This is a genomic window from Rhodococcus sp. IEGM1428, assembly GCF_050321865.1.
GTDB lineage: Bacteria > Actinomycetota > Actinomycetes > Mycobacteriales > Mycobacteriaceae > Rhodococcoides.
The window spans coordinates 1,793,221-1,814,047 of the sequence record NZ_JBNQFW010000001.1 but is presented as its reverse complement, the minus strand read 5'-3'; the positions used below and the strand labels follow the sequence as shown (position 1 = coordinate 1,814,047).

The following is a 20,827-nucleotide window of genomic DNA, read 5'->3' as shown; positions in this document are numbered from 1 at the left end:
CACAAGGCAACTGCCGCCGCTAGACGAGGAACTATTGTGGAATAAATCGATGTTGAGCAAATATTCTTTAGACACTGAATTTGTTAAAGAGACCCTGTTCGACCGCCTAGTGAAAAGTGTGACGCCAAAAGCTAAATATCTTCTTAGAGAGCAATACAGAATGGTGAGGCCGATCGGAGATCTAATTTCATCGACATTTTATAGCGGAGAACTTGCATCTCCCAATCTTGATACTATTCCCGGCCTCGATAAGATAGGGAAGCCGGTTCTTTGGATCAGCACGTCGAAATTGGGTAAGACGCGATTTGAAGAGAATTCGGTCCAGGGTACAACAAGTCACTCGAATAGGACTGAAGCGAAGCTTGCAATTGACCGATTGGTGACTCTAGACCGTGCAATTGAGAAGGGTCTAGTATGCCCGCCTGAGGGCCGCAAGTTGTCGGTTCTGCTTATCGCTCCCTATCGTCTTCAAATGGACGAGATCGAACGACGACTGTCATCCGTAGATCTGGGAAATCTTGAGATATCCGTACAAAGTGTTGACGCGGTGCAGGGGCGAGAGGCCGACATTACGGTGTTTACTATCACTCGATCGAATATTCGTGGTGATTTAGGTTTTCTACGTCAAGAGTACTGGCGTCGCATAAATGTAGCTCTGTCGAGAGCGAGGTTTAGTCTGACGCTAATTGGTGATATCGAGTTTTGCTTGGATCAGCCAAGCGGGCTAAGAGATGTTGCGCTCTACATTCGCAGGAACGAGTCAGACTGTGAGGTCCGAGATGCGTAGCCTAAACGATTCGCTAACGTTGTTGGCCGAACGGTACAGGTTCGAGCGCCCCGGGCTGATTCTGATCGGGGTTGAGGATGCCGCAATTCCGGTCACCTGGATTGCAGTGGACGTACTCGGACAGGAGCGTAAACGATTTGCGATTCTGGAAGAGTTTGTATTGCGTTCGATGAAGGAGGGTCTAGATTCTGAAACCGGGATTGCGCAAATTCTTGGGCTTAAGGATCCTTTGATACAGAGTACGGTTGCGGACCTGATGTCGAGGGGATTGGTACGCCGTCGAATGGATGTGCTGGGGAACTGGAAGATTTCCTTGACCCCCGAAGGATTTGGAGCCGCTTCCGATTTAGAGTCGGTTACCCCAAGGAAGCTGTCGCTGGGCTATGCCTTTGATCGTCTGGGTTGGTGTGCAACTGCTTTCCCGAGATCTGCTTTAATGAAAGGTGATGAAGTCAGAGCTCGCGGCATACGTAAACTACTCGGCCGTAAGGGTGAAATCTCAATAAGCGACGTACCTCCATCCATACTGAACGGACTAATCAATAATGAAGAGGGGCGAGACGCTCGAGTTGAGATATTGAGCGTAAAGCGTGTGTCAGTGAAATCGCGTCTGTACTTGCCAGCTGCGGTACTGTCGTACCTCGAAAGTTCTACAAACGAAATTCAAACAGCGATTTCGATTGACGGTGAATTCAGTCAGTACCATGAACTGGAGTTAAATAAACTAGGGGGTGCGGAGGCAATTGGAATATTGCCGGCTGACAACGCTGCCCGCCAGAATCTAATTCGGCCTCCGTCCGGTATGGAGTTCATGGAAAGCGAAGATGTTGAGCGCTGCCGCCTGGCAATCATGCGGGTTTATCTAGCGAAATCTGACGGAGCGGTGCTGGACCAGGTTTGGGAGCAAGAGGCGGAAGAGGCATACCGTCATCTTGAGTCTGCTGCGACTCGGTCGGTGTCGAGGTTTGAGTATCCTCAAATCCTAGAAAAGTTTCTAAAATATAGTCGAAGCGAGCTAGTAATAAAATCGCCAAAGGCTACGGATGCTATCGTGAGTGATGAATTCATCACGCACTTGCGCCATCTTTTGGCAAAAAAAGTGTCGATCAAAGTTGTTCTTGACGCATCCCAGAAATCGGACGTCGCAGCCCTGGCATCCCTCCGTCTTCTGGCCTCCGAGTCTAACTTTGACTTGCACATTCTGGAAGATAGTTCTGAGGGCGAAACAGTCTTGCTTTCTGACGGAAAAGTGGTCGTTAGCAATTTTAACTGGTTGTCGCATAGAGGTGATCACCAGCGGCTTTACTCGCTGGCTAGTGGCTTCATCAGTAGCGAAAGATCCATCGTCGACAGCTGTTCTGTCACAGCCTTGAGGTGATTGAAATGATGCATTGGCCTGGTGGTAAGACTGTGTCTGATCTCCTGGGTATCTGCGATGGTGCATCCGGCTTCGCAAGGGACTGCCCGGGCTTTGGTTGACATCTGATCTCTGAGGATCGATCCTCACGGTGGAAGGATGTTCCCCATCCCGAAAGCATTCCCCGAGGGGTTCCGCCGCGATGTCATCGCCGTCGTGCGCAAAGGCGAGGCTTCGATGCGCCAGATCGCGAAGGACTTCGGAATCTCCGAAGGGTGCCTACGTCGCTGGATGAAGATTGTGGATCGTGAAGACGGCGTTGTCGTGACGGCCGTCAGAACCCCGGTGACGATTCCGCTGAGCTGCGGGAGCTCAAAGAAGCGCAACCGCTTATTCGAGGCAGAAGACGATTTTCTGCGGCGAGCCGCCGCCTATCTAAGTCGAGACATCCTCCCAAAATGATCTTCCCCCGCAAGCGGGAGGTGCCCCCACCGCTGGTCCTCGACCTTGCTGCCGACTGAGTCCCCGTCACAGTGACCTGCCGAGTTCGCGGATTCTCCGCCTAAGCATTCTTTGAATGAATCAAAAAGCCGGTAACGCAAAGAGATTGGGATAATTTGCACCTAATCCATGCTGTCCGTTCCGCGGACGATCCAGCATTCAGCTACCGCTTCATCGCCGACGAGCTACCCGACCACGGCATCACCGCGAGCGAGAACCTCGTCACACGGTTGTGATCACAAAAACGCATCTGGTCCGTGTTCTCGAAGAAGCGCGGCCTGAACAGGAAAGCCGGCCCGCCGGTCCACGATGACCTCGTGAATCGGCAGTTCAGTGCACAGTCCGCCGATGAGCTGTGGCTGACGGACGTCACCGGACGCCGTACGGACGAAGGCAAGCTGTACCTGTGCGCGATCAAGGACGTGTGGTCCAACAGGATGGTCGGATACTCGATTGACTCTGGAATAAAGGTCTCGTTGGGGTGTTCTCGTCGGGTAATGCTGTGGCGCAAAAGACGCTCGGTGGGGACGACCGTTCACTCGGATCGCGGTAGCCAGCCCGGTGTCGCAACGACCGATTGAACGTGCCCAACTGCGATCCGGGAAGTTCGTGCATGCCGAGTCTCGCGATAGATTACGCGGATCGAGGGGCCGCGTCGGGGCATGCGGCGACAACGCGGCGATGGAGTCATTCTTTGCCCTTCTGCAGAACAATATTCTCGACCGTCAATGATGGTCGACCCGCGAGCAACTACGGCTGGCAATCGTGACCTCGATCGAACGGACCTATCACCGCGAGCGTCGTCAACGACGCCTCGGCAAACTCACCCCTATCGAGTTTGAGACAAGTAGGCCGTACACGCCGCCTGAACCACTCAACCCCGATAGTCAACTGAACTCGGGGCAGTCCCGGCGGACGCCTGTCGGTTGCCGCCTGGCAGGAACCAGTAGGTCACCCGACGCAGACCCTGTACATCTCGCAGCACTGACACCGTCCCGGGCAGGGACACCACGTCGACCCACGCGTCGGGTTCGATGAACGACGACGTCAGGCGAGTAGGTGGCCCATGAGTCCGCCTTTGTCGATCCACTGCAGTTCGACGTCGGTGTCCACACGCACGGTTGCCGGGAAGGTGTCCGCCGAGTCGGCGCGGCGAATCGTGACGTGGACCTGGGCGAGGGTGTCGGTGGTGTGTCCGAAACCGAGGACGTCGATTTCCTCGGTGCCGTCGAGCGCCAGGGGATCGAGTGAGGGGCATTCGATCGGGAGTACGCCCAGGGCCACGAGGTTCGTACGGTGGATGCGTTCGAAGCTGCGCGCGATCACAGCCTGGATGCCCAGTAGGCGAGTCGCTTTCGCGGCCCAGTCGCGGGCGGAGCCCGCGCCGTAGGAATGACCGGCCACGACGACGACGGGTACTGCTCGTCGTGCGTATTCGGTAGCCGCATCGTAGACAGAGGATAGAGCCCGCTCGGGCATGATCGAGGTCCACGGCCCGGGGTGATCGGGCGCGAGAGTGTTCTCGAGTCGAGGGTTGGCGAAGCCTCCGCGCACCATCACGTCGTGATTGAGCCTTCTCGCACTGTACGACCCGAAATCGCGGGGTGAGACGCCGTGTGCGGCGAGCCACCGGCCCGACGGCGAATCGGTAGAGATACGAGAGACCGGAGAAATGTGATCGGTCGTGATTCCGTCACCGAGAACGAGAAGCGGGCGCGCCCCGCGGATGTCTCCGACTCGCAACGGCACTGTGAGCTCCGGGTTCGCGAAGGGTGGCCGGCGGATCATGCCGTTCTCGCCGTCCCAGTCGTAGTCCTCTCCTTCCGGGCACGGCAGCGAATCCCATTCGGGCGTGGACAACACGGTGTCGTTATCGCGCAATGGTTGTCGGTGTTCTGCATCGACAAGCGCATCGATCTCGCTGTTCGAAGGCCACAGTTCGTGCAGGAAGACCGGTACTCCATGGCGATCGTGGGCGATGGGATCCTCGGTCACCTCGAAGTGCGAACGGCCGGAGATGGCCATAGCGACGACCATCGGGGGAGAGGCCAGGTAGGACGAGGTCACGTCCGGGTGGATGCGTCCGGGAAAGTTACGGTTGCCGGATAGAACCGCGGCGACCGACAGTGAGCGTTGCCGGATCTGATCGGCAATCGGTTCGTCCAGGGGTCCGGAATTTCCCATACATGTGCCGCAGCCGAATCCGGCGATCTCGAAGCCGAGCTGGTCCAGATAGGGCTGCAGGCCGGATCGTTGCAGCAGCGTCGCCGTGCGGCGCGAGCCCGGCGTCAGTGATGTCTTGGTCCATGCGGCTCGGGTCAGTCCGCGCTGGACTGCATTTCGCGCGAGCAGACCCGCGGCCACCATCGCCTTGGGATTGGAGGTGTTGGTGCAGCTGGTGATCGCCGCGATGACGATGTCGCCGTCCTGCAGCTCTGTGCGTGGTGCATTCGGGGTAACAGGACGAGGCTTGCTGTCCGGCAACGACTGTGGCGCGAAGGTCTGATGTGGTCGCGACGGCCCCGAGATGGTCTGTGCGACCGCCGAGAGGTCCAACGTCAGGTTCTCGTCGTAGATCGGATCCGGCTCGGTGCCGGTGTAGAGCATGTTCTGCGCGCGCAGGTAGGTGCGGGCACGTTCGACGACGTGCGCCGGGCGGCCTGTGCTCGTCAGGTAGGACAAGGTGCGGTCGTCGGCGGGGAAGTACGCCATCGTCGCCCCGTATTCGGGTGCCATGTTCGCGATCGTGGCCCGGTCCGGGACCGACAGTGTCCGAAGTCCGGGACCGTAGAACTCGACGATGCGCTCGACGACGCCGTGCTCTCGTAGGAGCGCGGCCAGTGTCAGAGCGACATCGAACGCCATGACACCCGGTTGCAGTGCGCCCGTCAATGCGATGCCGACGACCTCGGGAACAGGTATCAGGATCGGCTGACCGAGCGCTGCAGCAGTTGCTTCGATCCCGCCGACACCCCAGCCGGTCACGGACAAGGCGTTGATCATCGTGGTGTGGCTGTCGGTTCCGACGACGGAGTCGAACCGGGCCAGCTCTCGTCCGTCGACGGTAGCGACGGCGACGACGTCGGCGAAGACCTCGAGGTTGAGTTGGTGGCAGATTCCTATACCGGGTGGAACGACCCGCAGGGTGGGAAAGCGGGTCTGTGCCCACCTCAGGAAACGATAGCGCCCGCCGTGGCGCTGGTATTCGAGGCGGAGGTTGGTCGACTCGGCATCGGGTGTGCCGGCGACATCGAGTTCGAGGGCGTGATCGACGACGAGATCCATCCTCTTCGACGGTGTCACGCGCGAGATGTCGAGACCGGACTCGAGTGCACGCTGTCGCAGCGTGATCATGTCGGCCAGGACGGGGATCCCCGAGGCATCCTGAAGAAGGACGCGTTCGGGAGCGAACGGAATGGATGCTGCATGCTGCCGATCGGCGAGGGCCCGGACATGGCCGGATGTGACCGATGAACCGTTCTCGTTCCTGAGGACGTTCTCGATCAGGACGCGGCTCGAGTAGGGAAGTGAATGCAGTTCTCCGGCACCGTGTTTCTCGGCGGCGGTCAGGTCGAAGAAGTGCGTGTCCGTGGTGCCGGGTAGTGGCCGGAGGGAGTCGAACGAATCCGGCATCACGCTTCGCCCGCGGGGACGGTGTTCGCGACGTCTCGGTGTGCGGTGCCGGTGTACGTCGGAAGTAGTGGAGGCGGAATCGGGCCTTTGATCCGTCGGCCCTGTTCGATCTCTTCCCACGAGTGGGCAAGTATGCCAACCGATCTCGACAGTATGAACAATCCTCTCCCGAGTTCGGCAGCGAAGCCGAGTTCTGCGTAGATGACCGCGGTTGCACCATCGACGTTCATCGGGACCGGTGCGGACCGACCGATCGAGATCTGGCGTTCGATCTCTTCGGCGATCTCGAGGTATGCACCCTCGACGGTGCCGGCCTCCACCTGGGCGCGGACGGCTCCGAGCAGTGGGTCGCGGCGTGGATCGTGCGCGTGGAACCGGTGGCCGAAGCCGGGAATGTACGCCCGCCGGGAGCGATGGTCCGCGACGACCTCGGCAACGACATCGATGACAGGCGTGTCCGACGAGCGTGACCGGATGTGTTCGAGCAGTGCCATGCATTGTTGGCCGGCACCGCCGTGCACGTCACCGAGCAGCCCAACCCCGGTGGACATGGCACCGTGCAGGCCGACGCCGCAAGTCGACGCCATTCGTGCAGCGGCGATCGACGGTGCTTGCGGTCCGTGATCGACCGCGGCGACGAGCGCGTTCTCCAGCAGCGAGGCGTGCGCGGGGGAGGGCAACTCGCCGCGAAGCATGAGCCAGATCATCTGCGGGAAGGACACGGTGCCGATCAACTGCTCGATCGCGAAGCCGCGGAATCGAATCGAGCCGGGCTCTATGTCTGAGATGGCGGTGGACCACCAGTCGGTGACGTCACGGATCGACGTTCGGTCGAGGGCGTCTTGGCGTGCGTTGCTCACAGTGCGTTCTCTCGGTGGAGGCGGGCGATATCGTCGGGTCCGTAGCCCAGTTCGGTGAGGATTTCGGCGTTGTGTTGGCCGAGGGCAGGGGGAGGCGTCTCGGGGGACACCGGCGCACCGTCCACGTGGGTGGGCGATCCCAGCACCCGCACCGAACCGCCGGCGGACGCAGGCGACGGCACCGCGGCGACGAGTCCCCTGTGTGTGATCTGTTCGGATTCGAGAGCTACGGGCACCGATACGACGGGAGCGGCCGGCACGCCGGAGTCGAGCAGGATCTCGTCCCACTCGGCTGCGCTCTTTGCTTTGAGGGAGATCTCGAGTTCGTCGCGGAGTAGTTCGCGGTTGCGCTTGCGGTCCTCTCGGGTGACGAACCGGGGGTCGTCGATCAAGTCATTCCGGTCGAGCACGCGGCACAGTTCCTCGTACTGTTCTTGTTTGTTCGCTGCGATGTTCAGCGCACCGTCGCCTGTGCGGAAGGTGCCCGAGGGTGCGGAGGTGACGTTCTCGTTGCCCATCGGGGCCGGTATCCGGCCGGTGACGAGGTGGTCGGCCACTGCCCATCCCATCGATGTCATGGCGGCGTCGAGCATGGATGTGTCCAGGAATGCCCCTTCACCGGTCTTGTGCTGGCGGAGCAGTGCCGAGGCGATCGCGAATGCGGCCGCGTAGCCACCGAAGCTGTCGCATACCGGATATCCCACTCGCAGGGGAGCTGTCGTGGGTGTGCCGGTGATACTCATGATCCCCGACAGTCCTTGAATCACTTGGTCGTACGCGGGCCTACGGTGCATCGGGCCGGTCGATCCGAAGCCCGAGACCGCGCAGTAGACGAGGCGTGGGTTGATAGCTTTGAGGTTCTCCCAGGAAAAGCCCAGTCGATCGAGTACACCGGGTCGGAAGTTCTCGACCAGAACGTCGGCGCTCTCGACGAGTTTGGTGAAGACTTCTTTGCCACCGTCGGACTTGAGGTTGACTGTGATGGAACGTTTTTGGGAATTCTGAGCGAGAAACGACACTCCGAAGTTCTCGGCGCTCAGATCGGGGCTGGCACCGAGCTGGCGTGCGAGGTCGCCCGTGTGTGGGGTCTCGATCTTGATCACGTCGGCGCCCATCAGTGCCAACTGATAGCCCGCGAACGGCCCCGCCAGAACATTGGTGAGGTCGAGCACACGAACGCCTTGGAGCAGGTCGGCAGTCACAGGAACGCCTCCACACTGCCGAGACCGACGCGGGTGATCTCTGCGGCGGCCGAGGTGACTGCATCGACGTAGCGGCCCACGCGGTCGGCTGTGAAGCGTGAGGTGGGCCCGCTCGCGGACAGTGCGGCGACCACTCGTCCCTCGGTGGAAAAGATCGGGGCGGCCACGGCGGATGCACCGAACTCGCGTTCTCCGTGCGTGATCGAATAACCGGCCTCCCCGATGTCGGAGAGCTCGCTGCGGAGCAGGTCGCGGTCGGTGTCCGTCATGTTCTCCGTCAGTCGTGCGATGACGTGGTCCGGGGCTCCGGTGAGCAGGATCTTCGCGGCGGCACCGGTGGCAAGCGCGTAGGGGACGCCGACTTCGACGACGCTGCGCACGGTGGTCGTTCCTTCGACCTGCGCGATGGAGATGCGGTTCATGTCCTGGCGGACATAGACATTGACGGTCTCGCCGCATGTCTCGACCAGTCGGGACATCACCGATCGTGCGTCGTCGCCGACCTCCCACAGGGATTCGGCGAGGGTGACCCATCGGAGGAACCCGGCACCGAGGGCGAACGTGGAGTCCGAGCGCTCGACGATCAGACCGAGTGAGGCCAGGGTGGCGAGCTGGCGTACCACGGTCGTCTTCGGTAGTCCGGTCGATTCCACCACTTCGCGGAGGGTGCGCAGCGGATGGTCGACGTCGAAGAGTTCGAGCACTTCGACGGCGCGGGCGATGCTCCGCACGCCACCGTCCGCGCGGTTCGACGCAGTCTCTGTGTTAGCCATGCCACTCACCGTAAACCATTGTGCGGTTTGTGTAAACCGTAGGACGGTTGACTCTGCGTGAGGATCGTGTTCTGATTTCGGTGACACGGAACACAGAGCTGATCGCAGGTCCATCGAGACCGCACGGCAGTCGAAATCGCAGAAAGAAGGACCCTCGTGAGTGAGGAAAAGCTGGACCTCGTCGTCGTCGGCTGCGGTGCAGGCGGACTGGCCACCGCCCTGCAGTTCCTGCAGTCCGCGCCCGGTGGCCGCGTCGTCGTGCTCGAACGCACGACGAAAGCCAAACGAGGCGGAAACACAGTGTGGACCGGATCGTTCTTCCGTCTCGACGAGGACGGGAACCCCGCGCCGGACTTCACCGACCGCATGACCGAGCTGAGCAAGGGCAAGACCGACACATCCATCATCGAACGACTCGCCCAGCTCGCGCGCCCGACCATCGAATGGCTCGGCCACAACGGTGTGGCAACCAAGTCCGACATCACCTACTTCCTGACTTCGAAGGGCCCCCGACTCATGCCCGCCGGCGGCGGTGCCGCGATCGTCGAAACGCTGTCGGCGCGGATCGAAGAGCTCGGCGGAGTCATCGAATACGGGGTGACCGCGCAGGATCTGATCCAGGATTCCGAGGGCACCGTCATCGGAATCGAAACCAGTGACGACCAGGGGCGTTCACGAAAGATATTCGCGCGCACCGTCGTTCTGGCGTCGGGTGGTTTCGAGGGGAGCGCCGATCTACTCGATCGCCACCTCGGCGATCGAGGACACGAGCTCTCACCCATCGCCCCAGGCGGACGGTCCAACCAGGGTGAAGGTATCGAGATGGGTGTGCGAGCCGGTGCCGACGTGGACGGTCAGTTCGACCGCTTCCACGGTGAACCGGTCGATGCCAGGACACGCGCGGCCGAAGCACTGGTGATGGTCTACCCCTACGGAATCCTGGTCGATCACCACGCGAAACGATTCGTCGACGAAGGCTCCGATACCCCCGACAACACCTTCGAGGCGGTGGCCTACAAGATCTGGCGAGACGCCGACCAGTTCGCCTACGTCATTGCCGACCAGAAACTGATGCGCCACAGCATCGCTCGGGCAGTGCTCACCGACCGGGAACCGGAAACCGCACCCACACTCGATGCCCTGGCACGTCGACTCGACATCGATCCCGAGCAGCTGGCAGCGACGGTCGATGCCTACAACGCGGCGTCAACTCCCGGCCCGCTCGACGTCACCGTCCTCGACGGGATCGCCACCGAGGGCCTCGAACCGCCCAAGTCGAACTGGGCTCGCCCGCTCGACGAACCGCCGTTCGTCGCATGGCCGGTCACCTGCGCGATCACTTTCACATTCGGCGGTCTCAAAACCAACGCCAAGGCCCAAGTTCTGCGAGCAGACGGTCAGCCCATAGACGGACTGTATGCAGTCGGCGAAGTGGCGGGCATCTACCACCACAAATACCCGGGAGCGACCTCAGTGCTGCGCGCACTCGCCTTCGGTCGCGAAGCGGGACGCTTCGCCGCACAGCGCCTGTCGAACCCCATCACGTCTGCATCCGCGCACTAGCGCGCCCAACCTTTCAAGAGGAATCATGGTCAACAACTCACCGGCACGCCCGGGCGCGAAGAACACCCCGCGTAGGGCGGCAATCGCCAGCCTGGTCGGTACCACCATCGAGTGGTACGAGTTCTTCATCTACGGCCTCGCAGCCGCACTGGTATTCGGGGATCTGTTCTTCCCCGGCGTCGACGAACACACAGGACGGCTGGCGTCGTTCGCGACGCTCGGTGTCGCGTTCGTCGCCCGCCCCCTGGGCGCAGCGATCTTCGGACACTTCGGAGACCGGCTGGGCCGCAAGACAACTCTGATCGCCACGCTCGGCATCATGGGCACGGCAACCGGCCTGATCGGAGCGCTACCGACCTACGATTCGATCGGAATCTGGGCTCCCATCCTGCTCATCGTTCTTCGGATGTTCCAAGGGCTGGCGGTGGGAGGCGAATGGGGCGGCGCAGTTCTGATGTCCGTCGAGCACGCGCCGCCGGCCAAGGTACGGCTCTACGGCTGCGCCCCGCAGATGGGCAGCCCACTCGGGCTGATCCTCGCCACCGCCGTCATGTCTGCCGTGGCAACCCTTCCCGACGACCAAATGCTCAGCTGGGGTTGGCGCATCCCGTTCCTCGCCGGCTTCGTTCTGGTGATCGTCGGGCTCGTCATCCGCCTGGGCGTCGCCGAATCCTCACAGTTTCAAGAGCTCAAGACCGCGGGCGAAACAGCTCGCCTCCCGATCCGCGACGTTTTTGCCCGCGCGAAGAAGAGCCTGTTCATCGGTATCGGACTGCAGGCGTCGGTCAACGTCGTCTTCTACATGATCTCCGTCTACTTCCTCAGCTACGCCACGTCGTCGCTCGGACTGCAGCGCAGCACCGCACTTCTGATCATCATGATCGCCGCCGCCGTGGACCTGGCCGCTCTACCGTTCATGGCAGCGTTGAGCGACAAGATCGGTGCGCACAAGGTGTTCCTGGCCGGGGCACTGTTCACGATCGCAGCAGCGTTCCCCTTCTTCTGGTTGCTTCGCGGAGACCACCTCGTGCTGACCTGCATCGTCGTAGTGATCATGATGATCGGCGCGCATGCCACCACCTACTCCGTGGTCTCGAGTCTGATCGCCGACCAGTTCGACACCAAGGTGCGTTACAGCGGCACCGCACTGAGCAATGCACTAGGCGGGCTCGCCTTCAGCGCGCCCACTCCGTTCATCGCCGAAGCAATCGTCGGCGGGGGCGGCGGCCAGTGGTGGCCACTGTCGCTGATGATCATCGTCGCCGCGCTCATCTCGGTCGTCGCAATTCGGGTGATACCGAGGACAACCGGGCGCGGGCTCACTTCGGACGGCGGCAATACCGACCATGAGCGGCTCTCCTCCACCCCAGCCTGAACCGCACACCGCGCAAGAACATCGATACGGAAGGACCGAAGAAATGACCACCACCGAGCCGAACGCCACACCGGAGGCACGAGGCAACGTCGAGCAATACCGCATGCTGATCGACGGCGTGTGGCGCGATTCCTCAGACAAGGCCACCTTCGAGTCGATCAACCCTTTCGACTCGCGACCCTGGGCCAGCGTTCCGGCAGCCGCTACATCGGACGTCGACGATGCTGTGTCTGCAGCCCGGCGCGCCTTCGACAACGGGTGGTCACAGTCGAGCCCGATGTCGCGAGCAGCTCTGCTGCGAAAATTCGGCGACCTCATCCGCGAGAATGCCGACGAACTGGCCCGTATCCAGGTACTCGAGAACGGCAAGCTCATCCGCGAGGTGGCCGGGCAGACGTTGGCTCTGGCCAACCACTGCTACTTCTTCGCCGGCGTCGCCGAAAGCCCGACCGGGGAGACATTGGCGAGCAGCGTGCCCAACATGCAGATCTACACCGTCCGCGAACCCATCGGTGTCGTCGCAGCGATCACACCATGGAACAGCCCACTGGCGTTGCTGCTGTGGAAACTCTGCCCCGCCTTGGCAGCAGGCAACACCATCGTGATCAAACCGTCCGAAATCACCCCGGTCTCCACGCTCGCCCTCGCTAAAATTGCGCAGCAGGCCGGCTTCCCGGACGGCGTCATCAACGTCGTCACCGGTGCCGGGGCAGTAGGCGCGGCGCTCACCGCCAACCCCGACGTCGACAAGATCGCGTTCACCGGTTCCACCGCCGTCGGCAAGAAGATTGCCATCGGCGCAGCCGAGCGCCTGGCGCGCGTCTCACTCGAACTTGGTGGTAAGTCTCCCAACATCATCTTCCCTGATGCAGATTTGCCCAATGCCGTCAACGGTGTGATCGCCGGTGTCTTCGCTGCAACCGGACAGACATGCATGGCAGGTTCGCGGGTCCTGGTCCACGAGGACATCTACGACACGTTCACCGAGGCACTGGTGGAGAGAACCGAACGAATCAAGCTCGGAAACCCCCTCGACGCAGACACCGAGATGGGCACAGTCGCCTGCCGTGCCCAGTACGACAAGGTGTTGCACTACATCGATGTCGCACACCAGGACGGAGCCCACCTCGCAGCCGGCGGATCACGACCGTCCGATCCCGCGCTGAGCGACGGTCTCTTCGTGCGGCCGACGATCTTCACACACGTCACCAACGACATGCGCATCGCACAAGAGGAAGTCTTCGGCCCCCTCGCAGTGGTCATCAAGTTCACCGACGAGGACGACGCAGTTCGTATCGCCAACGACACGACCTTCGGTCTCGCAGCAGGGGTGTGGACCAGCGATGTCGGACGCGCCCACCGAATGGTGCGAAGGTTGAGAGCCGGCACAGTATGGGTCAACAACTACCGCAAAACCAACTACGTCGCGCCGTTCGGGGGGTTCAAAGAAAGCGGTATCGGACGCGAGAACGGAGCCCACGCCATCGACGAGTACAGCGAAATCAAGACCGTCTGGATCGACACCGGAAACACCATCACCGATCCCTTCAACCCGCGTGCCTGACCACCTGATTCCGTAGGTTCGACAGACGAACGACCTCATTCGATTCCGACACAGACTTCGAGAGCATTATCGAGTTAGGCAGCTCGGTAGTGCTCTCGAAGCCGTTTGACGCCGTGGTCCCCGAACCCGAGGGCGATGCAGTACGTCACGACGAAGTCCTCGTCCAGGCCCGCCGACTTCAGCGTTCGGAGGCTGCGCTGCGGGATATGTCGATCGCGTCCGTTCACGGCTCCACCGTAGAGCTCACGGGTGTGACGAAGTAGGAGCTCGAACTCGTCATGGAGGTCGTGATCAAGTGGCGCGACGGTCGTCTCCGTCCGCGCGTCGAAGGCTTGCACGGCAGTCGCCCACCCTTCGTTCGAGTTGCTTCCCCAGTCGTACACGATCAGGACCTGGTGGGTCGGCACAATCTGAACTGCGCGCTCGAGCTGCGTTACCCCGGGCCATGCGGCCAGGACGGGACCTCGTGCGCCGCCACGGTAGGAGCGGTGAGAAAACACCTTGCCGTTAGCAGTGAAAGCCTCCAGAAACGGAGTCCGGTCACGTGGAGTGTCAGCTGCCGGCATCAATGTCACGCGTTGAGGAAGGTCCTCGCAGTGAGCGGAGACCCATGCACCCATGGATCGTTCCGCCGCACGGCTGAGATCTCGCGGACCATCGACCCACGGCATCCAAGCTCCTCGATGGCTGACGTCGGTGATCATCCACCGACCGTAGTCGGTTGCACCGACACGTTCTCCGCCAACTGGACTCCCTCACGATGCGCGAAGGCCAGACACACCCAGACAGCTGCAAGCAATTCGTCCGAGCGGGTGCGATTGAAATGCGTTGTCCACCAGAAGTTCAAGCCGATACGAATAACCCTGCATATCAAGACTGGTCGTATTGCTCGCCCCTTCGCCGAGTGGATGCAGCAGACCCGGAGCCGCCCGTAGCCCGGCGCGCCAGGGCCGCGCCGGGTGATCACTGCCGCGCAGAGCACGACCTCGATTTCGAGACCGTTTACCGCGGCGCGGGCCGGTCGTTGCCCGCCGTGGGCGTCGATCGTCGCGGTCACCAGGTGGAGGATGACGCTGGCATTGCAGTCCACCTCGCGCATCATCATCGCAGCGTGGCCGAGGCCGTCATAGGTCCGAGAAGTCGCGGTCACTCGGTGTCGGGTGAGCTTAGATTCTCGTGCTGTGAGGCATCATCGTTTGCAGCATCCGCGTCTGACGATTCTTCGATGTCTTGAGCGAGAGCCCAGAGTTCACGGTCCTGGGCTTCGTATCCGGGTCGACCGACGTTCTCAAAAGGGTTTGCCGGCAGGACAAATGCGTAGCTGGAGTTGCGCAGGTCGTCTCCTCTCGCGCCCACAGTCATTGATTCAACGACCTGCTCGACAACGCCAGGATCGACGTGCTGCGTAAGTCGTCGTGTCTCGTCTTCGGAGGCGGGAGGTACGTCCTCTTGCTGGTCGCGCTGGCGCTTGCCCTCGATATGTTCGCCGAGACGTAGCTGCCAGCCAATCTGATGCACATGGCCCACAACGGCCCGGACCGCCCCGGCATCGGCAGCTTCCTGCGGCGAGATCGGATCACCAGACGGTGAGACGTCTACGTAGAACCCACGTTGCTTGAGTTGGTTCTGGTTGCGCTTCCAGTCCTCGATGGTGCCCAGGACCTCGGCGTTCCTCTCCGGGTCCGATGGCTCGGCTCCGAACCAATAGTCTTCGCGCACCAGGAAGTCGTGCACTAGTTCGAGCTTGAGCTTGTGTAACCCCCACAGATCCCGCAGTCGTTGATCCACGAAAGGTTCGCCTTCGGCGGAGTGGACGATCTGCACACGTCTTTCGTGGAGGGCAATTGCCTTGCCCGACTCCTCCACGCCGAGGATCGCGAGAGACCGAGCAAGTGACACGTCGCCACGATCCAGTATTGCAATAGCTGCTTGCAGTAGCCGATCCGCATTCGCGAGCAGCGCATCTTGCAACGCCACGACCTGGTTGGACGTGAGGTTCGCAGGGAGGTGTTGTTTGCCGGCCATTCCCCGAGTCTCCCCGGTACTGGGATGTGCGGAGGTCGTCGGGCTCTGTCGACGTGTCCCCGGACATGATCGAGCTGACCATTCAGACTCTGTGTCAGACCGCGTTCAGTCAAGACTTCGACTCGTTCAGCAGCGCCGAGCAGCACCCGTTCACACCCGCGGTGGTCGAGGTGGCTACTGCGACGTTGGCTGCGCTGCCAACTCGGCGTGGCGGTCGGAGACGGAGCAGCTGTAGCCGAGCATTTGCGCCGAAGTCGGAGGTGGAACCTGCGCGACGAGGGTCCGTAGCGATGTTGTGCGTGCACCGAGCAGGTTGTTTCCGAGGAACCGGATGCGGTCCACCATCGTGTTGGGGTGCTGGGTACAGCCAGCCGCGGTGTCGGTGCCGGTGAGTTGCACTGAGCGTGAGGCGATGTGGCGTACGGAATGGGGTCGTGCGCGACTCGGGGACATCGGTGTCCTCGCGGAGGCCGTCGTAAACCGTGATTCGGCTGTGGGTAGAGGGGCCTCGGTGCTAGGGGTGAGATCGTCGTGGGTCGATGTTTCAGTCACTTTTCGCGGCGTTGGACCCTTCTGGTGTTCGGAGCACTTTAGTGGATCCACCTGGAGCAATCGGTATTCGAGCGTGCCGCGAGCGTGTCACAACTCGGTGCAACTGGGGGTGGATCCGCGTGAACCGGCATGGATGAAAAGGCCTGCTCAGAGGCTATGCGGTGGGTCCAGGTGGGACCATCGAAGCATGCCCGATCTAGCTGGGGGTCAAGGGGTCGCAGGTTCAATTCCTGTCAGCCCGACAGACTGCAGTTCAGAGGCGGTTCCGGAGAAATCCGGGGCCGCCTCTTTTGTCTGCGTGACGCGGCACTGACACCGGTCGGTCTGGATGATTTGTCTGCAACTCGATGGTGTGAGCTCGCCGAGACGTCGAGAATTTCGAGCGCGAGAATCCTTTGCTGTCGGTGCCCTGTGCGACTCTGCACGGCATGGCGATCTGCATGGCGTGCGATCTGGAAATGCTCGATTCGGTGGGTTGCACTTGGCGACCCAGTCGAATACCGATCGGAAGAAGAAAGTGTCACGACTGTGGCACCCCGCCGGGAGCGCTTCACCACCCTGGGTGTGACGGCGAGCGGTGCCGATGTGGGCAGATGCTCTCCTGCGGCAGCGGATGCGCAGTGGATGAGTGCGAACGTGAAGACGGCCACGACTACGTTAACGCGAGCTGCAGGTGGTGCAACGAACCGTTCGGACAGCTCCGCTTGGTGGACGGCCGATGACCCTGCGGCCGGCTGATTGTGGTGCCGGTGGTTCGTCTCCGTCCCGGAGGTGGTGAGAAGACCCAGGTCGGTTGCAGCAAAACTGTTGCTGCACAGCGGAACGATGGCAATACCTCGTGACGGTATCTGGCTGATGTCATCGGTCGATAGCCGAGCGCTGACCGGACGCCTCCGGCGACACTGCGACTGAAAGCCACGAGCCGTAGCGAATGCCACCACTCCGGCGACAGCAAGACGCACATCGCATTGCATATATGGGCTTTCGCGATCGAATGTGCTATTCGCGGGTGTAGAACTGAAGCATGACCGAGCAGTGATGTTTTGCTGCGAGGGTTGTCATGCGGACCGTCCGCTACGCGTCGACCATGCCCCGAGGTCGTGCGCGGAAACGACACCTGCGACCGAAGGAACACGATGTCCGAACTGGCTCAAACCCGCCCAGGAATCGACGTACCCGCTCCGCCGGTTTTCGAGTCGGTGGACGACGAACGGCAGCACCGAAAGCAACGACTTGCGGCCGCTTTCCGGCTCTTCAGTCAGTGCGGCTTCGACGAAGGGGTGGCGGGGCATATCACCGCTCGTGACCCAGAGAAGACCGACCACTTCTGGGTCAACCCCTTCGGTATGCATTTCAGCATGATCAAATCGAGCGATCTGATCCTGGTCGATCACGAGGGTCAGATCGTCGAGGGCAATCGTCCGGTCAATCGCGCTGCTTTCGTCATCCACTCCCAGGTGCACGCGGCGCGGCCGGACGTGGTTGCGGCCGCACACGCACATTCTCTGTACGGCAAGGCGCTCTCGAGCCTGCGGATGGGGCTGGCACCTCTGACTCAGGACGCTTGCGCGTTCTACGACGACCACGCCGTGTTCGACGACTACACGGGTGTCGTTGCCGAGTTGGAAGAGGGTAGAAAAATTGGTGAAGCACTCGGTCAGCGCAAGGCGATTGTGCTGTCGAACCACGGTCTGCTCACGGTCGGCCGGACCGTGGACTCCGCGGCGTGGTGGTTCATCACAATGGAGCGATCCAGTCAGGCGCAGCTCATCGCCATGGCAGCAGGTAAACCGAAACCGTTGGATGACGTGACGGCGAAGCTGACGTACAACCAGGTGGGTCTCGAGTACGCGGGGTGGTTCCAGTTTCAGCCGATGTACGACCGAATCGTCGCGCAGCACCCAGAGTTGATGGACTGAACTACATCGGCCACTTTGTCTCTCTTTGAGCCGCCGAAACTCCGCACAGGGGAGCGGCTTCTTGACGAGACTTGCCGACGACTGCAGCTCGACGTCCTTCGATCAGCGGCTTTCAAGGCGACACTGTGCCTTCGGGTGCCGAAGACACCGCCGAACATCGCCTGTCGGGTCGCAACGCGAGTTCGGTTCGCAGTGAGGCGATTTGGAAGGTCAGTTCGGCCACCTGCTGTTGAGTCGCAGCGTGGTTCGCGTCGTCCTGTTCGGCTACCTTCTGGACGAGCCACGACGCCAAGGTTGCCGTGACGACTCCGAGCAGCGCGATGCCTGCGACATCAGCCCGACGGCGATGAATCGGCCCGTCGCTGTGGATGGTGAGAAGTCGCCGTAGCCGACCGTCGTGATAGTCGTAGTTGCCCACCACAGGGCATCGGGGAAGGTCTTGATACTGCCGGCCGGTGCGGTGCGTTCGGCGTCGAACATCGCAAGTGACGCGACAAAAACCAGCATCAAGGTTCCGGCGACGGCATAGGTGACTACCCGACCACGGAGAGCGCCACCGATCGAGCGTTGCAGCAAACTCACCAGTGTGAGAAGGCGGAGCAGTCTCAGCGGACGCAGTACCGGCAACGCGACGATTGCAAGTTCGTGCAGGTGCAGAAAAAACCAGCGCATGCGTTGCTCCGCAAGGGCAAGTCGCACGAGGTAGTCGATCCCGAACAATGCCCAGATCCCGAGGATCGCGTACTCGGCGATGTGTGCCCCTGTGCCTGTCGGCTGGCTCAGCACAGTCCATGTGTAGATCGCAAGGAACGTCAGAGCTGATCCGGCAAGCGGCCATTCGGTTGCTCGCTCCCACTGCTGATAGTTCATGAGCGGGGACTGTACTGCGTGTCGATCAGATCGTCCGCGGACAAAAGTCGAGATCGCTCGAGTCCGGGCCTCACATACTGAATGCCCCGCTGAAGTCGAGAGGTGAGGCTTCGAGGTGGCGGCCGCGCGGAGTGGCGTCGACGAGGTCCCCGTCGTGGACAACGACCACACCTCCGACGAGGACCGTGACAGGCTTTCCTCGAAGCTGGTGTCCCTCGTACGGGGTGTAGTCGGTGGCCATGTGCAGAGTCTCGGTGGTCACCGTCCAGTCCAGTTCGGGATCCCAGATCGCGATGTCGGCGTCGGATCCCGGCATCAGCGATCCCTTCCGTGGATACAGGCCGTTGGTGCGGGCGGGGTTCGACGAGGTCAATTCGACGAATCTGCTTGCAGTGAGCCCCAATCCATCGACGTAGTGTGAGTAGATCACCGGAAGGCGCGTCTCGACCCCGGGTAGACCGTTGGGCATGTGCCGCACGTCGTGGCTGTGCACCTGCTTCTGTGCAGTGTCGTAGCAGCAATGGTCGGAACCGATGGTGGTGATGTGCCCGGTGAACAGGTGCCGCCCGAGTTCCTCGACCACCTCGGCCGACCGCAGCGGTGGGCAGCAGACGAATCGTTCCGGTTGCTCACCCTCGTAGGCCGAGTCGTCGAGGATCAGGTGGTGAGCAACCGATTCGGTGAAGGCAATGAGCCCTCGCTTGCGCGCGTCCGCGACCAATTCGACTGCGGCCGGAGTCGACTGGTGCACAAAATAGACCGGTGCGCCCTGTGACTCGGCAATCGCGAGAATGGCAGCGACCGAGGCGGTTTCGGCAAGCTCGGGCCGGGTCTGCGACATGTGTGCTGCATCGACTCCGTCCGCTGCGGCTGCGAGGTTCTGCGCGTCGGTGACGATTGCGTCGGACTCGCAGTGAATGATGACCATTCCGCCGAGATCGCGAGTGGCCTGCATCGTGTTGAGGATGGTGTGTTCGTTCGCCATCGTCTCGCCCGCATAGGTGGTGAACATCTTGACCGTCCGAATGCCGGCGTCCGCCAGCGTCTTCAGTTGGTCTGCGGTGGTGTCGGTCCACTCGACTACGCAGGCGTGCAGAGCCGAATCACACAGTCCGCTCGACGCTTTCGCTCGTTGCAGCTCGGCGGCGTCCAGCGGCTGTTGACCGGGACGGGGGATGGCGAAGTCGATGATCGTGGTGGTGCCGCCGAACACGGCCGCCGTCGTGCACTCGAGATACGAATCGAGGGACGTGAATTCACCGGAGGTGAACCCGACGTGGCAGTGTGGGTCGACTCCACCCGGCATGACCAGTTTCCCGGTTGCATCGATGACCTCCGCCGCCGCATCGACGTCACTCCCGGGCGCAAGAACGGCGATGACTCGGCCGTTGTCGATGAGTAGGTCTGCCGGAGCGGCCCAGTGGGATTCGACGACGGTTCCGCCGCGAACGACCTTCATCGGGTGCTCTCGAGGTAGGTCAGCCATCCGCCGCGGTCACTGATGTCGGTGACGTCCACGGCTGTCAAGTAGCTCTCGCGCATTCGCATCGACAGGGAACCCGAGCCATCCGCCAACTCGATGACGCCGAGTTCGAGTTCCTTCGGTTCTCTGGGTAGGAGATCTTCGCGCAATACGTCGTACTCGACCTCGTACAGTTCACCCGGGACGACAAATCCGCCGGCTGTCACCGGGTGCAGACCGGGAAATTCGTCCCGCACCGAGAAGAACCGATATTTCGGCGCGGTGTCGACCTTTCCGACGAATCGCGCCTTGTGCAGTGCGTCGTTCAGGGTGCCGCCGGACATTGCCTGCCCGTTGACGAACATCGTGACCAGAGCCATGCGA

At 61.5% G+C, this 20,827-nt stretch carries 16 protein-coding genes and 1 pseudogene; 7 read left to right on the top strand and 10 right to left on the bottom strand.

Going from position 1 to position 20,827, the window contains the following annotated elements:
* Positions 1 to 49 precede the first annotated feature (49 nt).
* From ACQR3T_RS08325 to ACQR3T_RS08315, 3 genes and pseudogenes are all read left to right on the top strand, one after another.
* Positions 50 to 787, top strand: a complete 738-nt coding sequence (locus tag ACQR3T_RS08325) for an ATP-binding protein (RefSeq protein ID WP_428693093.1) — start codon at positions 50 to 52, stop codon at positions 785 to 787.
* Between the two features lie 22 nt (positions 788 to 809).
* On the top strand, positions 810 to 2,165 hold the full coding sequence (locus ACQR3T_RS08320) for a hypothetical protein (protein ID WP_428692998.1): 1,356 nt from the start codon (positions 810 to 812) through the stop codon (positions 2,163 to 2,165).
* 147 nt (positions 2,166 to 2,312) lie between these two features.
* A pseudogene (locus ACQR3T_RS08315) lies at positions 2,313 to 3,488 on the top strand (IS3 family transposase); the annotation flags it as partial.
* 204 nt (positions 3,489 to 3,692) lie between these two features.
* Here the strand turns inward: ACQR3T_RS08315 and acnA are convergent.
* From acnA to ACQR3T_RS08295, 4 genes are read right to left on the bottom strand one after another with little or no spacing between them, the layout of a single operon-like run.
* Positions 3,693 to 6,278: an aconitate hydratase AcnA gene (gene acnA / locus ACQR3T_RS08310; protein ID WP_428692997.1), complete on the bottom strand. Its 2,586-nt coding sequence runs from the start codon at positions 6,276 to 6,278 to the stop codon at positions 3,693 to 3,695.
* Positions 6,278 to 7,138 carry a citryl-CoA lyase gene (locus ACQR3T_RS08305; RefSeq protein ID WP_428692996.1) on the bottom strand — a complete coding sequence of 287 codons (861 nt, stop codon included), beginning with the start codon at positions 7,136 to 7,138 and terminating at the stop codon, positions 6,278 to 6,280. The genes acnA and ACQR3T_RS08305 overlap by 1 nt, the downstream gene beginning before the upstream one ends.
* On the bottom strand, positions 7,135 to 8,340 hold the full coding sequence (locus tag ACQR3T_RS08300; protein WP_428692995.1) for a CaiB/BaiF CoA transferase family protein: 1,206 nt from the start codon (positions 8,338 to 8,340) through the stop codon (positions 7,135 to 7,137). Before ACQR3T_RS08300 ends, ACQR3T_RS08305 begins: the two co-directional genes overlap by 4 nt.
* Entirely contained in the window at positions 8,337 to 9,113 is a 777-nt protein-coding gene (locus tag ACQR3T_RS08295) for an IclR family transcriptional regulator (RefSeq protein WP_428692994.1), read from the bottom strand. Before ACQR3T_RS08295 ends, ACQR3T_RS08300 begins: the two co-directional genes overlap by 4 nt.
* Positions 9,114 to 9,269: 156 nt before the next feature.
* On the opposite strand from ACQR3T_RS08295, the gene ACQR3T_RS08290 reads away from it, so the two are divergent.
* Genes ACQR3T_RS08290 through ACQR3T_RS08280 form a run of 3 tightly spaced genes read left to right on the top strand, consistent with a single transcriptional unit; the run spans position 9,270 to position 13,615 of the window.
* Positions 9,270 to 10,676 (top strand): FAD-binding protein, encoded by a 1,407-nt coding sequence (locus ACQR3T_RS08290; RefSeq protein ID WP_428692993.1) that lies wholly within the window; start codon positions 9,270 to 9,272, stop codon positions 10,674 to 10,676.
* Positions 10,677 to 10,701: 25 nt separating this feature from the next.
* The gene (locus tag ACQR3T_RS08285; RefSeq protein WP_428692992.1) at positions 10,702 to 12,051 is read left to right on the top strand and encodes an MFS transporter; all 1,350 of its coding nucleotides are present in this window, start codon (positions 10,702 to 10,704) and stop codon (positions 12,049 to 12,051) included.
* A 43-nt stretch (positions 12,052 to 12,094) separates the two neighbouring features.
* Positions 12,095 to 13,615, top strand: coding sequence for an aldehyde dehydrogenase (locus ACQR3T_RS08280; protein WP_428692991.1), 1,521 nt, complete (start codon positions 12,095 to 12,097; stop codon positions 13,613 to 13,615).
* Positions 13,616 to 13,689: 74 nt separating this feature from the next.
* Here the strand turns inward: ACQR3T_RS08280 and ACQR3T_RS08275 are convergent, their stop codons facing one another.
* The 3 genes from ACQR3T_RS08275 to ACQR3T_RS08265 form a co-directional block, all read right to left on the bottom strand.
* Complete coding sequence (locus tag ACQR3T_RS08275) at positions 13,690 to 14,022, bottom strand: hypothetical protein (RefSeq protein WP_428692990.1); 333 nt, start codon at positions 14,020 to 14,022, stop codon at positions 13,690 to 13,692.
* A 293-nt stretch (positions 14,023 to 14,315) separates the two neighbouring features.
* Positions 14,316 to 14,765 carry a hypothetical protein gene (locus tag ACQR3T_RS08270; protein ID WP_428692989.1) on the bottom strand — a complete coding sequence of 150 codons (450 nt, stop codon included), beginning with the start codon at positions 14,763 to 14,765 and terminating at the stop codon, positions 14,316 to 14,318.
* Positions 14,762 to 15,640: an AbiV family abortive infection protein gene (locus ACQR3T_RS08265; RefSeq protein WP_428692988.1), complete on the bottom strand. Its 879-nt coding sequence runs from the start codon at positions 15,638 to 15,640 to the stop codon at positions 14,762 to 14,764. Before ACQR3T_RS08265 ends, ACQR3T_RS08270 begins: the two co-directional genes overlap by 4 nt.
* A gap of 1,688 nt (positions 15,641 to 17,328) precedes the next feature.
* Between ACQR3T_RS08265 and ACQR3T_RS08260 the strand changes: the two genes are divergently transcribed.
* Positions 17,329 to 18,111: a class II aldolase/adducin family protein gene (locus ACQR3T_RS08260; RefSeq protein ID WP_428692987.1), complete on the top strand. Its 783-nt coding sequence runs from the start codon at positions 17,329 to 17,331 to the stop codon at positions 18,109 to 18,111.
* 264 nt (positions 18,112 to 18,375) lie between these two features.
* Here ACQR3T_RS08260 and ACQR3T_RS08255 read toward each other — a convergent pair whose 3' ends face one another.
* From ACQR3T_RS08255 to ACQR3T_RS08245, 3 genes are all read right to left on the bottom strand, one after another.
* A complete protein-coding gene (locus ACQR3T_RS08255; protein WP_428692986.1) occupies positions 18,376 to 18,981 on the bottom strand; it encodes a potassium channel family protein in 606 nt (201 codons plus the stop codon).
* Positions 18,982 to 19,051: 70 nt separating this feature from the next.
* Positions 19,052 to 20,440, bottom strand: a complete 1,389-nt coding sequence (hydA, locus tag ACQR3T_RS08250; RefSeq protein ID WP_428692985.1) for a dihydropyrimidinase — start codon at positions 20,438 to 20,440, stop codon at positions 19,052 to 19,054.
* On the bottom strand, positions 20,437 to 20,823 hold the full coding sequence (locus ACQR3T_RS08245; RefSeq protein WP_428692984.1) for an allophanate hydrolase-related protein: 387 nt from the start codon (positions 20,821 to 20,823) through the stop codon (positions 20,437 to 20,439). Before ACQR3T_RS08245 ends, hydA begins: the two co-directional genes overlap by 4 nt.
* Between the last annotated feature and the right edge of the window lie 4 nt (positions 20,824 to 20,827).